Origin of the sequence: Pristimantibacillus sp. PTI5 (assembly GCF_048572955.1) — a bacterium.
Lineage (GTDB): Bacteria > Bacillota > Bacilli > Paenibacillales > Paenibacillaceae > Pristimantibacillus.
Genome location: NZ_CP183886.1, coordinates 2,318,137 through 2,332,154 on the forward strand (window position 1 = coordinate 2,318,137; position 14,018 = coordinate 2,332,154).

The 14,018-nt window shown below is 52.7% G+C and carries 10 protein-coding genes; 1 reads left to right on the top strand and 9 read right to left on the bottom strand.

The features are described from left to right. Positions 1–67 precede the first annotated feature (67 nt). Positions 68–931: a helix-turn-helix domain-containing protein gene (locus tag ACN6MW_RS10370; protein WP_419875389.1), complete on the top strand. Its 864-nt coding sequence runs from the start codon at positions 68–70 to the stop codon at positions 929–931. A gap of 129 nt (positions 932–1,060) precedes the next feature. Here the strand turns inward: ACN6MW_RS10370 and ACN6MW_RS10375 are convergent, their stop codons facing one another. From ACN6MW_RS10375 to ACN6MW_RS10415, 9 genes are all read right to left on the bottom strand, one after another. Then, positions 1,061–5,314, bottom strand: coding sequence for a X2-like carbohydrate binding domain-containing protein (locus ACN6MW_RS10375; RefSeq protein WP_419875390.1), 4,254 nt, complete (start codon positions 5,312–5,314; stop codon positions 1,061–1,063). After that, entirely contained in the window at positions 5,230–5,907 is a 678-nt protein-coding gene (locus tag ACN6MW_RS10380; protein WP_419875391.1) for a hypothetical protein, read from the bottom strand. Before ACN6MW_RS10380 ends, ACN6MW_RS10375 begins: the two co-directional genes overlap by 85 nt. Positions 5,908–6,105: 198 nt before the next feature. Continuing rightward, positions 6,106–7,794, bottom strand: coding sequence for a right-handed parallel beta-helix repeat-containing protein (locus tag ACN6MW_RS10385; protein ID WP_419875392.1), 1,689 nt, complete (start codon positions 7,792–7,794; stop codon positions 6,106–6,108). Positions 7,795–7,886: 92 nt separating this feature from the next. Next, positions 7,887–9,560, bottom strand: a complete 1,674-nt coding sequence (locus ACN6MW_RS10390) for an extracellular solute-binding protein (protein WP_419875393.1) — start codon at positions 9,558–9,560, stop codon at positions 7,887–7,889. Between the two features lie 140 nt (positions 9,561–9,700). Continuing rightward, positions 9,701–10,609 (bottom strand): carbohydrate ABC transporter permease, encoded by a 909-nt coding sequence (locus ACN6MW_RS10395; protein WP_419875394.1) that lies wholly within the window; start codon positions 10,607–10,609, stop codon positions 9,701–9,703. 17 nt (positions 10,610–10,626) lie between these two features. Further along, a complete protein-coding gene (locus ACN6MW_RS10400; RefSeq protein ID WP_419875395.1) occupies positions 10,627–11,646 on the bottom strand; it encodes an ABC transporter permease in 1,020 nt (339 codons plus the stop codon). A 254-nt stretch (positions 11,647–11,900) separates the two neighbouring features. Continuing rightward, entirely contained in the window at positions 11,901–12,662 is a 762-nt protein-coding gene (locus tag ACN6MW_RS10405) for an anti-sigma factor domain-containing protein (RefSeq protein WP_419875396.1), read from the bottom strand. Next, positions 12,663–13,232 carry an RNA polymerase sigma factor gene (locus tag ACN6MW_RS10410; protein ID WP_419875397.1) on the bottom strand — a complete coding sequence of 190 codons (570 nt, stop codon included), beginning with the start codon at positions 13,230–13,232 and terminating at the stop codon, positions 12,663–12,665. A gap of 95 nt (positions 13,233–13,327) precedes the next feature. After that, positions 13,328–14,008 (bottom strand): plastocyanin/azurin family copper-binding protein, encoded by a 681-nt coding sequence (locus tag ACN6MW_RS10415; protein ID WP_419875398.1) that lies wholly within the window; start codon positions 14,006–14,008, stop codon positions 13,328–13,330. Positions 14,009–14,018 lie beyond the last annotated feature (10 nt).

Genomic DNA, 14,018 nt, shown 5'->3' on the forward strand with positions numbered 1-14,018 from the left:
ACGATCCATCGATTTGTCAAATTATCCGCTAAATTAATGAATTTTGCCGAAGGAATGAGGAGCTCTCTTGAAAAAGCTAAACGAGATTACCCCCCATGTCGGAGACTCCATGTATTACCTGTATGACGGCAGCTCTAACGAAAAGCTTCGCGTCTGCAGCGTTTATGCCTTTCACCTCTTTACCGATGGGCCGGGTGAAATGGAGATTAACGGCAAACGGTATCCGATTGATAATCGGACGCTTATTTTTCTAAGGCCGGCTGAGCCGCATGCTTTTCATATCTCGCCCAAGCATCCGCTGTCCTCGTATAATCTTTATTTCGATCTGTGGGACCGGACTAACCCCGTCTCCGTTAATCGAACGTTCATTTCTGCTCCGGAGGCGTTTGAGCTGAGCACCGTTGCCTCAACCTTTACATGCGAAGAGCTCGACAGCTTGCCGCGCGTGTTTTCCCTGCAGCCATATCCAGAGCTGTATGATTCCTTTTTAATGCTCGCTAAACTATTTAATGATTCGAAATATTATCGAACCGAAATGATAAATAATCTGCTATATGCCTGGTTTCTCCATTGGTACAACACGGTTCATACGCATCAGCCAACGGATTACCGGATCGTCCGTTTGCTCGCCCATTTGAATGCCCAGCCCGAGCAGCGTGAACCGGTTGAGGCCTGGTGGAAATTTTGCGGCTTAAAACGCACCTATTTCCATGCTTTGTTTTTACGCGAAACCGGACTAACGCCCAAGGCCTATCACCATAAGCTGCTCATGCGGCGCGCCTCCCACCTGCTGCAGGAAAGCGAGCTAAGCATAACCGCTATTGCCGAAAGGCTGGGATATCCCTCTATCCACCCCTTCACCCGGCACTTCAGCTCCTTTTACGGCGTCAGCCCCAAGCATTACCGGCTGCAGCCCCAAGCCAGAGAGTAAGCACCTAAGCTGCGCTGGCTGCCTAGATTGCGAGTGTCAGGCGCAGACAAAACGGGAGCCCCGTCCGAGGCTCCCCTTCTGGAAAAATGTCCTCTTATTTAGCCGTGACGCATCTTTTTATCGTATCGCCTATTGATCAGCGGAAGCACCCACAATGTCGTTATATGCCCAATGCGTGCTCGGAACGTCCTTCCAAGGCGAAGGTCCTTCTCCGCTTGCCGGGTCTTTGCCCAGCGCCCTGTTGATCATGGCGACCGCTTCCGCCCGCGTCAGCACTTGATTCGGTCTGAACGTTCCGTCACTATAGCCGTTTAAAATCCCCGCTCCCTGCGCTTTCAAAATATACCCTTCTGCCCAATGGCCGGATATATCGGAGAAACCCTTACCGTTCTTTTCAAGGTCTCCGGCCAGCATGGAGACGAGCTTAGCCATTTCGGCGCGGGTAATCGGTTTATCCACTCCGAATGTGCCGTCCTCATAGCCGCCCATCAAGCCCATGCGGGTCACGGATGAGATCGCATCCTTAGCCCAATGCGCCGAAGATACATCGCTGTAAGCTTTATCCGGCACATTCGCTTCTGCCTCCGAGATCCTTGACAAAATGGACGCCATTTCGGCGCGGGTCATCTTGTTGTCCGGTCTGAAGGTTCCGTCCTCATAGCCCTTAATGTAAGGAGCAGACTGCTCCGGCGTGGACGACGGCGAAGGCGTAATCACCGGCGTGGCTGTCGGCGTCGGCACTGTCGGTGGCGATGTCGGTGTTGGTGTTGGTGTTGGCGATGTTGGCGTTGGTGTCGGTGTCGGTGTCGACACCGGAGCCTCTATGCTGTACCGCAAACCGTCTACGATCATTTCAGCGCCTGATTTTTTAACCGCTTTAATCGTATGGACGCCCTCCGACAGACCGGAAATGACAGATACCGTTTGCTGCGTCAGCCTGCTCGCGTGATAAGCGCTCACCGTTTCTTTGAAATGGCCGTCTACATAAATATCCACGTCTCCCTGCGTCGGACCCTTCGGCATAATCAATTCAGCCCCGGATCCTGTAAACGTGTACTCCACTTCATCTCCGTCAGTCTCGGTGTAATGCACGTCGTTATGCGAATCACCCAAGAAGGAGAAGGACAAGCTGAGTATTCCTTCCGGCTGCGCCGAGAGGTATGCCTTCTTGATCGCAACTTGATCGCCCGATACCACATAATCCGTGCCTTCGATTAACGCGGTTGAACCGTTTGCGATTCCCTGTAAATTGCTGCCGTCGACGGCCAAATTCGTCGTAACATCGGCCGGAGATGCGCTGCCTTTCTCGAAGCTTGCGCTATCCGGTCCCAGACGGTCTGCCGCCTTGATTTTCAATCGGTCGAGCAGCATGTAATAGCCTGATTTCTTCACGGCCTTAATCGTATGCGTGCCGGAAGAGAGACCGTTGATGGCATAGACGGTTTGCTGAACGAGCCTGCCTTCGTTATGCGCGCTGACCGTCTGCTTGAACTCGCCGTCCACGTATATATCCATATCGCCCTGCGAGGAATCCTTCTCCGTAATGAGCTCAACGCCCGTTCCCGTGAACGTATATTCAAAATAGTCGTTATTCTTTTCCGTGTATTGGACATCGTCCTTGAAGTCGCCGATTCCCCGGTTTCGCCCGTGCTGCCACGCTCCGATATAGGTGATTTCACTATCATCGTTATTTACAGATACATAACGGCCTCTTGACGTATCGATCACGGCGATTGCCAATTGCTGATCGGCTCCCGCGCTGAAGGAAAAGACCAGATTGGCCATGCCTGTCGGCTGTTCCGCGAGGTAAGAGCGTTTAATCGTCAACTGGGTGCCGGACAGGGTATAATCATCGCCCTCCGTTAGCGCCGCGCCTCCGTTTGATACCGCGTTCAGGCTGTTACCATTCAGGGCCACACCGACGGTTACGTCGGCTTGGACCGCCGCATTTCTGTCAAAACTTGCCCCAGCATTGCTAAGCTGGCTGTTCTGCGCCGTTGTATCGCTGACTGCAATCAACAGCGTTTGCGCTTCCCCATTGCTGAATCGGAAAGTCAAGGACGTCATGCCTACCGGCTGGGCGGCGAGATACTCCTTTTTGATCACGACTTCGTTTCCTGCCACTGTATAGTCCGTTCCGGAAGCAAGCGCCGTCTCCCCGTTCAGGATGCCGACTAACGTATTGCCCGCAAGCTGCATCGTCGTGGCAAGATCCGACTGTGCGTCCGTCTTTCTGTCAAAGCTGCCCGCCGCAGGATCGATCGTGCTGTTCGCAGCCGAGGAATCCTGCACTCTAATGGCAAGCTTCTGCTCCGCGCCGCCGTTAAAGGCGAAGACGAGATTAGCCGTTCCAATCTGCTGCGCTGCCAAATATTCCTTCTTAATCGTCACCACGTCGTCCGCCACCGAGTAGTCCGTTCCGGCGGCAAGCGCCGCTGCGCCGTTCTTGATGCCGCTCAGCCCGAAACCGCTTCCCGCCGCGGTTACCTCGATCGTTACGTCAGCCTGCTGTCCGTCAGCTTTATTGAAATTCGCTTCGGTTTCACCGATCAAGTCAGGCAAGCTGACTCTCAACATGTCCAGGAGCATGAATATGCCGGATTTTTTCACCGCTTTAAGCGTATGCTCGCCGTACTCAAGACCTGAAATATGATATACCGGCTGCTGGGCTGCTCTTCCCAAGTTATACGTATTGACGGTTTGCTGGAATTCGCCGTCCACATAGATGTCCATTTCGCCCTGCGAAGGGTCCAATTCCGTAATCAGCTCGATGCCTGTTCCCGTAAACGTATATTCGAAATAGTCGCTGTCGTTTTTCTCGGCGAAATGAACGTCATCCAGGTAGTCGCCGAGTCCGCGGTTATAGCTTCGGTTCCAGCCGCCGACATAATGGATCGTGGCATGGTCATTATTCAGTGCGATCGAAGCTCCCACGGAGGTGTCCCTGATCACAAGGCTTACGGCTTGCTCTGCTCCCGCGTTGAACGAGAACGTGAGCTTGGTCGTTCCCGCCGGCAATGTCTCCAAAAATGACTTCTTCAGGACGATCTTTTGATCCGTTGCCGTATAATCGGTGCCGGAAGTCAGCGAAGCGCCTTCATGCGCGATTCCGCTCAGCGCGTTACCATTCAGCGCGAGCGTCAGCTCCAGATCGCTGCCTGCCGATTCCTTCTTGTCAAAGCTTACTGTTGTCGGGGTCACCTTGCTGTCCCTCGTCGTCGAATCCGTGATGGCCACGGCCAGATTTTGCGCCGCGCCTCCGCTGAACGCAAACGTCAGGCTTGCGGTGCCGACCGGTCTGGCGGCCAAATATTCTTTCTTGACGGTGACCTGATTGCCATCCACCGTATAATCCGTATCCTTCGTCAGCGCTGATCCGCCGCTTGAAATGCCGACGAGCGTATTACCGTTTAGCGTCAGCGTAGTGACGACATCGGCCTGTTCCGTCTCCTTCTTGTCGAAAGCGGCCGCTGCCGGATTAATCGTGCTCTGCACAGCCGTTGAATTGCTTACGTCAATAATCAGGTTCTGAGCGCCAGCCGTCATTTCCCTGCCGCCGTTTCTGGTCCAATCGCCGGTATATCTCATGCCGGTATCGTCATCATTGACGGCGAGCGCACCGCCCTTAGCCGTTACCTTCAGGAGCCTTGAGGCATGAGGCGCCAATTCGGCCGAGCTATAGCCGGAGGCTAACTCTCCCAATTCCTCGTGCGTCCACAGGTCGCGGACGGTTGCCGGTCCGTTCAGGCCGATATCGCTCCAATTCACCGTTACGGTTTCCGCGGTGCTGCCCAGATTGAACAAGCCGACCGTCAGGCTGCCGTCCCCGTTGTTTGCATACCAGACCTGCTGCTCGGTATCGATTGATACCGGATGCGCCGGCCGGCCGGCTTGATTGACCGCAATGACCTCTTCGTTCGTGAGCAGCTCTAGACCGAAGCTGTCCAGTTTGGTCATATCGTTGCCGGTGTAGAGCTGCGCCGCCGAAATCGACCAGAACGTCATGGCTGTCCGGCGTTCGTCCTCCGTGATGCCATCCATTGCTCCGTTGCCGACGTTCAGCGAGTCGAAATCGTTCCAGCCGCCAGGGCCTGCATGGCGCCAAAATTGTTCAGCCTTCGGGAACAGCCGGACGATGCTGTTCCAGTTCGTTAAAGCTCCCGCGCAATAACATTCGATATCCCAATCAACGCGCCAGCCGTTCGAATATTGCTTCCAGTAGTCGATATATTTGATGTCGAGCGCCCAGGACAGCTCCAGCCATATATCATGAGGCTCAAGCGCCTGCGACCAGGCTTTTACGTCATCCTCGCATCCAGCGAAAGGTCGGAGATGCCCGACCCCGGCGTGACGCTGTCGAACTTCAGAAAGTCGACGCCCCACTCGGCATAGAGATCGGCGATGGAGTCGATGTATTTTTGCGCGCACGCATCGGAGAAATCGATTTTGTAGCCAAAGCCCCAATAGTCCGACTCTTTCGCGGGGTCGCCGATATCCTTCATCGAACAGCCTGGTGCGTTGTAGATGGGCAGATCCTGATCATAGGCCTCCGACGACAAGCCCGGAATGGTGTACAGGCCGAACTTCTGCCCGTTCGCATGCACGTGGTCGATGACCTCCTGCAGTCCGTCAGGAAAAAGCGTCGTGCTCGGAATCGGCCGGCCGTAACCGTCCATTCCCCCGTTCCAGGCCGCATCCACATTGATGTATTCATAGCCGTATGGCTGCAGCTTCTCATGCATCGCATCCGATTGCGCTTTAATCTGTTCGGCGGTAATCCACTGGCCTCCGTTGCCGCCATTAGAAGATTCCCAAACCTGCATACTGTAGCTGCTCCAGCCCATATACGGCTTAGCCGCTATTTCTTTTTTGGCCGCCTCCGCTACTTCGCCTCCCGGCGCGATTATGCCCAGCTGCACTGCCAATACAATAAATGCCAATAAATAGATTTGCGTCTTCCTCATCCAACTACTCAACCTTTTCATCTCCTTTTTGTTCGTTATTCCTTGCGTTCTTCATTACGCTCCCTCCCTAAGCAGCACGATGTTCGCGAAATGACAGCGCTTACCACAAATCGATAATAGTAGAATCCCCTACCGTTCTTATAGGTACATTTTTCCTTTTTACGTACAATTCCCCCTATTTGAGGGGGGCAATCCGCGCTTCGGCGTACCTTAACCCTGTCGGGAGTAGCGGTTGCCGGTTACGGACACATCGTCGCAAGCTGTCAGCCGGATCGCTGCTCCGGCTTCCTGGAGCTCGCCGGGCAGGAGGATCCGATTGTCCGCGAATGTCAAATGTTCCGCACTCCTTGCTTCCAGCAAGGGAGCGTCCCGCATTTCGAACCGGTTGCCCTCGATAACGATATGGGCATGAACATATTGCTCTTCCTCCGCTTCCGTATTCTCCGGAGAAATGGAGATCACTGCGCTATCCGCGTTTCCGCACTCGATGAACGTATTGCCTCGTATGGTCAGGTCATCCACTTTCCCCGACTCATACCAGCTTCTGGCGTCGCCTGCAACCATTACCGCGCTCATGGCCATCCGCTCGAACCGATTGCCCTCGATTAGCACTCTTCTGCGTGTCGTCACCAATACACCGCGGGTCGGTATGCGGGCCATCCGGTTATTTACAATCTCCACCTCGGGCGTCCATGTGACATTCTCTACGACATCGTCGCCGCGCAATTCCTCCGGCACGTTCCTGTCCAGCTTAATCCGCATGATGCGCGGTTCGACCATCGATGCCTCGGTAACGACGGCATCCGCATAGGAGATAAGCGAGCCGGAACGAACAAATTCGATGCGATCCCCTGGAAAAAACGCAGGAAACCCGTAGCTTTGCGGATGCATAAACCGAAGAAGCACCTCGTCCGCAAGAGGCTGTCCCGCAACACGCAAATAGGTTCCATGCACGTTAATAACATCGTCGTGAGCACCGGCAAACCGGCTGTCCGCGACCCGGATAAGCCCGCGGCAGCCTGACACATGGATGCAATCCGCAAAAGCCGCCACCGTGCGGCCGGTCTCCGTACGAGGAGCCAGCTCCATGCGCTCGAAGGACACATCCTCACTGAATTGGCACACGAGACCCAGGCCATGCATGAAATGTATGCCCATGTCGCTCCATTCGACCTTGCGGCTATTGATGACAAGCGCTCCGACCTGATCCCGGATGCCGTCCCTTGCTTGAAAGACGCGCCCGATGGCCGTCGATGGCATGTGACCGGCATCAAAGAACAGCCTCAGCCTTCCAGGACCCAACTCTTCGACGCGGTCGGCCGCGGTCACGGCGTTGTTGATCCGCCAGGTCGTATTGGATTGCGAATCGTACTCCTGCATCGGCCCGTCCCGAAAGCGCCACCCTTCTCCCACCCACGTCAAGGTTCCGTTCTCCGCCTCGTAGCGGCTGTCCCTATGGACAGCTGTGTCCAGGAAGCCATCTCCTATTCCCGCAACAGTCATCTCCGCAACCGTTGGCTGCTCGAAATCCAAATGGAGGTTGCGGATGTCCACCTTCTCGCAGCCATCGACAACGATCATCGTTTGTTTTCCGTGGAAGACAAACAACGATCCGTTACCGTCGAGAGTCACGTTCCGTAATCCTTGCAGAAGAATGCCGATCGTCTTCGTCACGTTAGGGTTTTCATCTTCGCTGGCCGTATTGGAAATATAGTATTTTGCCTTTGTCGCATGCTCCGGATAGAAATCGTACCGTCCCCGCTCGCATGTCAGAACAACCGGACCTGCGATCCTTGCCGTTTCCTCGATCGCCCTGCGCATCGCTCCAGCTGCGTCTTCCCCCGAGTCCGGCCTGCCCCCGAAATCGTTCAAGCTGATTGCGGTATGTGGAACATTCATTCTGTTCACCTCACGAATTGTATTCGTATCTGACAGCTTTCCATGAGAAATCGGACGCTCCTTAGGAAGCGCCCGATTTCGGTTATATCCTTTTAAGATTTCAACGACGCGTCGTAAGCAGATTGCAAAATTTCAAGGTAGCGGTCGAGCTTCAGGTTTTTCAAGCCTTGAACGTAGCTATCCCAGTCTTTTTCCAAATCCTTGTTGCCCGTTACGAATTGAAGCGAGCTTTGCTCGATGTAATTGCGGATGTTCGTTTGCAGCATGCTCATCTCATCGATTTGCGCCGGATCAACCCAGATTGACCAGAGCGGGAACAGCTCCTTCGGTTCGCTGCCTTCGTACAGCAACGTCGCTTCGTAAAGCCTGCGCTCGTAGTTAGACGGATCGAGAATGTCCGTTCCTTGTACCCAGCTGTCCCGGTACTCCTTAGGCATATAGAAGTGACCCATACCGGACCAGCCTGCGTTCCGCGGCTCTTCGCCTTCAACGCCCGGGATCGTTTTCACCTTAGGCTCGACGCCCTCTCCGAGAGCTTTGTCGCCTGGCGCCGGATCCTCCCAATCGATGCCCTTCATGCCGGATCCTGCGTTGGTTTGGCCTTCTGCCGTATACATATAGTCCGCAAGCTTGATCAGAGCGATCTGTGCCTCTTCGCTTGCTTTGTTCGTGATGACGAACTTCCCGCCTGGAGAAACGCCGCCGTTGTCATGCGTAGCGAATGCGCCTTTCGGTCCTTGAAGCGGAGGTACCGGATTATAGTTGGCAGAACGCGGGCCGGCCAAATCGATGAAGATTGCCGGATGCATGCCTGCGCCGGCACCCAAAATTTCAGCATCCGCATTCTCGCCGATTTTCTTGAACGCCTCGGCGTTTTGCGTAAACGCGCCAGGATCGATCAATCCTTCGTCGTACAGCGACTTGACGTAAGCGAGGCCCTCTTTCCATTCCGGTTTGATTGCCGCGGATTCAACCTTGTTGTTCGCCATGTTCAAATAGTTTCTGTCGTCGTTGTATACGAAGCCGTTCATAAGGAATGGAAGGACGCGCACGCCGAATTCTTCCGTCGAACCGCTCAGCGCCACTTCATCCGCCTTCCCGTTACCGTTCGGATCCTGCGTTTTAAACGCTTTCAGGACATTTTTGAATTCCTCTGGCGTTTTCGGCATTTCGAGATTCAACTTATCCAGCCATCCCGTGTTGATCCACATTTTGCTCGGATAAGAGCAGTGAAAGCACTGCGTATACGCCACCAGACCGTAAATATTGCCATCCGGAGCCGTATTCAATGTCTTCAGATCCGAATTGGACTCCATGGCGGCTTTGATGTTCGGCGCATACTTATCAATCAGATCGTTCAACGGAACGATGACGCCCTGCTTTCCAAATTTCAGCAAGTCGGCTTGCGAAAACTGATCGATATAATGAGTCAGAATGTACGCATCCGGATAATCTCCGCTCGCGAGGGAAATCTGGCGTTTCTCTTTCGCGCCGTCCGAAGGAACCAGTTCGAAATTGAAATTAATATTGAACATTTCTTCTACATGCTTCGTGTACTTGTTGGTTGGCAGGTCTATGCCTTGCTCCTGTACAGCAAACACGCTGATGTCCACCGGTTTCGACGGGGTATCCGTTGCCGATCCGGACTCGCTGCCCTCAGGCAGCACATTTTCCGAACCGGACTTGCCATTATCACTCGAGCAGGCAGAAAGTACCATGACCAGCATGAGAATGAGCGACATCAAACTCCAGCTAAACTTTTTCATTTTATTTTGCTCCCCTTTGCATATTAACAGTTATGATGTGGCGGCTTCCTTCAGGCTTCCAGCATAGAAGATTGAACTTTCTTCACAAAAGCTTACATAGCCCCCACCTCCTTATTCCGAATACCCGGAAACGCCCGCAATCAGCCTTTGACAGAGCCGACTAGCATACCTTGAACGAAATAGCGCTGCACGAACGGATAGATGATCAGAACCGGCAGCGTAGCCACGACGATCAACGAATATTTGAGCAGCTCCGCCAGCTGAGCCCTTTGTATCTGTACGCTAAGATCCATGGCTCCCGCGCTGTTGTTCTGAATGATGATACTCCTCAGCACAAGCTGCAGCGGAAATAGCTTATCGGATTTCAAATAGATAAGCGCATCGAAATACGAATTCCATTGTCCAACGGCGTACATCAGAACAAGCACGGCCAAAATCGGCTTCGACAATGGAATCACAACGCTGCCTAGAAAACGCCAATCGCTGCACCCGTCAATCTCGCTCGCTTCGACCAGCTCGCTTGGAATCGTGGATTGGAAGAAGGAGCGCGCAATGATGACCTGCCATACCCAGATCGCGTTCGGAATGAGCAGGGCCAGGCGGGAATCGATCATTCCCATCTCCTTAACGACTAGATAAGTCGGAATGAGTCCCCCGCTGAAAAGCATTGTAAACATGACCAGCATCAGGATGCCCTTGCGGCCAAAAAACGTTTTTCTTGAAAGCGGATAAGCCAGCATAACCGTCAGCGTTACGCTGATGATGGTTCCCACCGACATGTATAACAAGGAATTTCCGTAACCGGTCATGATGAGCGGCGTTTTCAATATCGTTTGAAAGCCAAGAAACGATATATCTACCGGCCAAAGCCAAACCTTTCCGGATACGACTGCTGCCGGACTGCTGATCGAGCTGCTGACAATGTAGATGAGCGGATACAAAACGGCAACGAGCACGAGGCTCAAAATAACATAGATCGCAAAAATTAAAACTCTGTCGCTGGCCGACTCCCGTATTTTGCTTTTGGGTACCGTCGATGAAATAGCCATATACAATTCCCCCTCACTTACCAGATGCTGTTATTCGATATGCGTTTCGCGAAGCTGTTCACCGCAACCAGAAGAACGAGATTGATTACGGAATTCAACAAGCCGACTGCCGTAGCAAAGCTGTAATTTGCATTCAACAGGCCCATGCTGTACACGTAAGTGGCGATGACCTCTGACGATGGCAGATTCAGCGAGTTTTGCAGCAGATAAATTTTCTCGAAGCCGATCGACATGATGTTGCCCACGTTCAAAATCAGGATGATGGTTACCGTCGGAAGGATACCGGGCAAATCGACATGCCATATTTTCTGAAACCGTGACGCTCCGTCTACCTTGGCTGCCTCGTAGAGCGTCGGGTCTATGCCAGCGAGAGCCGCAAGGTAAATAACCGCTGCATATCCGGCCGTCTGCCAAATGTCCGACCATACATAAATCGAACGGAACATGTCCGGCTCGCCCAAGAAGTTGACCGGCTCAAAACCGAAGTATTGGAGCGCGATATTAACAAAACCAAGCCGTGGCGCCAAAAACAACATAATCATGGACACCATAACGACAGTGGAAATGAAATACGGGGCGAACGTGACCAGCTGAATGAAACGCTTGAAACGGCCGTTTCGGATCTCATTCAGCATGAGCGCCAGCAGAATCGGAATCGGAAAGCCTGCCGCGAGCTGATAGAAGCTCAGCAGCAGCGTGTTTTTGATCAGCGTCCAAAAAATGGGATTCTCGAAAAACAGTCTAAAGTACTTCAATCCGACCCAAGGACTGCCCCAGATGCCTTTTATGACGTTGTAATCCTTAAATGCCAGAACCGCATTAATCATCGGATAGTATTTAAAAATGATGAAAAACAGCAGCGGCGGGATGACGAGCAAATAAAGCTGCCAATGCGACCGCAAACTCTTGGCCGCCTGCCTCCCATATCCATTCTTGAGCGAAGAAATGCTCTTAATCGTTTGATCTTTTCTTGTTGTTTGTTGCTGCAGAACGATCCCTCCCCTTTTCTGTGGTAGCGCTTTCTTGCTGCCAATCATAATCCACTCCTTGAGCCGTTGTGTAGGTACAATTGGTCATTTTTACGTACAATTCCCCCTCTTCCGGGGGGACATTTTTTCGCCGTACGTCCAGTATTCACGGGGTTCTCTGCGTCGATCCGCGCTTGCTTAGGAATAGGCCCGTTTCCTTCTGGGTATTACGGCTCCAGCTTCGCCGGTAACGGATTGCGCGCAAATAAAAAAGCCGCCCTGCAAGGTCGATAACCTTGCGAGACAGCTCATTTCTTCTTAAGCTATAGTGTATTTACCGAATCGGGAGCGGTATCCGTTCCAAAAGCTTTGGTCCCGCGCGGCTGATCGCCCTTCTCATCAGGCTCCAGGGTTATGCCGATGCTGTCATAGGTTAATTGATCCGATTCTATTCCCATGGTGAGCAGCCCTACTCCTTTTTCGTTGACGCGGAACGTGCCTGCGCTCGTTCGAATGCCTTCCCGGAGAAGCCAAACCTGATAAGCTTCCTCGTTTTTCGTTTCCTCGGCCCCGAACACATAGACGACAAACTGCTTGCTCTTTCCATTGTCAACAATGCATGCGACGCCATACGCGTGCTCCTTCTCCGTGGATTCCGCCTTTAGCATCGTGATCTGTACAATCTCGGATGCCGGAACAGATAAAGCATGTTCAATGGTCGCTAACCGCGTATCCTGATTTTTAATAAAAGGATTATCCCATAACGAGCCGCCGACAAAAATAAGCGCCGCCGCTGCCGCGGCAACAGCCGGCTTCCACAGCGTTCTTGCACTCCATGCTTTATGGCGTCTAGGCGCTTCCTTGGCAGCAGCCATAATTTGTTCCTTCAAATCCTTTGGAGGTTCGATTCGTTCCATATCCAAGGGAAGCTCCTCCCATACGATTCGCAATTCAGCCAGCTCTTGCCTGCAGGAATCACAATAAGTCAAATGACGTTCGAATGCTTCCTTCTCCTCTTTGGAGCAAGCACCAGAAAGATAATCAAGTATGAAATCGCAATCGCGGCTGTATGCTTCGTCATTCATTTAAAGTTCCCCCTTCGCCGCAAGATGCCTTCGCAATATTTTCAAAGTCTGATGGAGCCTGTTTTTGACCGTTCCGATTGGCTGATCGTACAGCTGCGCCAGCTCTCTTAAGCTAAAGCCCTGCCAATAAAAATGCTCGATCAGCGTTTTCTGCGATTTAGATAAATGCTTGCATGCCTGCTGAATTTGTTCCCTTAAGGAATGCCGGACAACATGCTCCTCGGGCGACAGTCCGAGCGGATCAGGCAATTCATTAAACCGTTCCTCCGTTAGTTGTACAAGACCGGAAGCGTCTCTTCTTTGTTTTCGGAGATGATCCATCGTTATATTACGGGTAATGGTAAGAAGCCAGCTTGTAAAACGTCCCTTAGCCGGGTCGTATTCCGATTCCGTAGTCCACAAACGCATAAATACCGCCTGCGAAATATCTCTTGCGGTTGGCTCGTCCCGGACTGCCTTGATGGCGAAGGAATACACCAAAGCGCCATACCGGTCATATAGAACGGACAGCGCTTTATTTTTACCGTTTCGAATTAGCTGCATGAGTTCTTGATCGGTAAGATTAACCATCCATTTGCGCCTCCAGAACAGGCTCGTTTTTTTTATGTTATCAGAAACGGGAGCAGCCATAAACAGCTGCTCCCGATCTATTGATAAAAGCGAACTTATTTTTCCTTCACTACGATAGACCCTCTCATCCCCGGATGAGGAATACAGTAGTAGCCGAACTCGCCTGCGTCTGAGAAAGTAATCTTCATGCTCTCATCCTGGGCAAGCAGCTCTGTATCGAATTGCCCGTTATCAGCCGTTGCGGAATGCTTTACCTCGTCCTTATTGATAAAGGTAACGATATCGCCCTGCGATATTTCCAGCTTTTCCGGCGAGAAGGCAAAGTTCGTAATCTCAACGATATGCACGGTTACCGCGTCCGGCTGATCTTCGTCTTTTGCGGGTTTCTCGGTTTTTGCCGGTGCTTTAGCCGTTGGCTTAGGCGTTGGCTTAGATGTTGGCTGAGCCGCAGTTGCCGTCGGCTTCGCTTCAGCCGCTTTCTCCGTTGCAGCCGGCTTCTGCGTCGCTTCAGGCTTTTCCGTCTCCAGCGGCTTTTCCGTTTCAACCGGCTCCTGCGAAGGGGAGACAGCATCCGTTGGACTAGGGGATGGGGTCGCGCTTTCCGCCCCATGGCCTTCATCATGCGCAGTCTCATCCGCAGCTTCAGAGCTTGCGGGAGCAGCAGTCTCTTTCGTTGTATTGCCGGCAGCGGCCTCGTTTGGCCCTTGATCTCCGCAACCCGATAAGAAAAGGAGAAGCAGGATCAGCGACAAGCAGCCATATGTTATTTTTCGCATGTCTTCACGC

Excerpts from the sequence above, each read along its gene's own strand:
- ACN6MW_RS10385 (WP_419875392.1), bottom strand. The coding sequence starts at position 7,794 with ATGAATGTTCCACATACCGCAATCAGCTTGAACGATTTCGGGGGCAGG.
- ACN6MW_RS10390 (WP_419875393.1), bottom strand. The coding sequence starts at position 9,560 with ATGAAAAAGTTTAGCTGGAGTTTGATGTCGCTCATTCTCATGCTGGTC.
- ACN6MW_RS10395 (WP_419875394.1), bottom strand. The coding sequence starts at position 10,609 with ATGGCTATTTCATCGACGGTACCCAAAAGCAAAATACGGGAGTCGGCC.
- ACN6MW_RS10400 (WP_419875395.1), bottom strand. The coding sequence starts at position 11,646 with ATGATTGGCAGCAAGAAAGCGCTACCACAGAAAAGGGGAGGGATCGTT.
- ACN6MW_RS10405 (WP_419875396.1), bottom strand. The coding sequence starts at position 12,662 with ATGAATGACGAAGCATACAGCCGCGATTGCGATTTCATACTTGATTAT.
- ACN6MW_RS10410 (WP_419875397.1), bottom strand. The coding sequence starts at position 13,232 with ATGGTTAATCTTACCGATCAAGAACTCATGCAGCTAATTCGAAACGGT.
- ACN6MW_RS10415 (WP_419875398.1), bottom strand. The coding sequence starts at position 14,008 with ATGCGAAAAATAACATATGGCTGCTTGTCGCTGATCCTGCTTCTCCTT.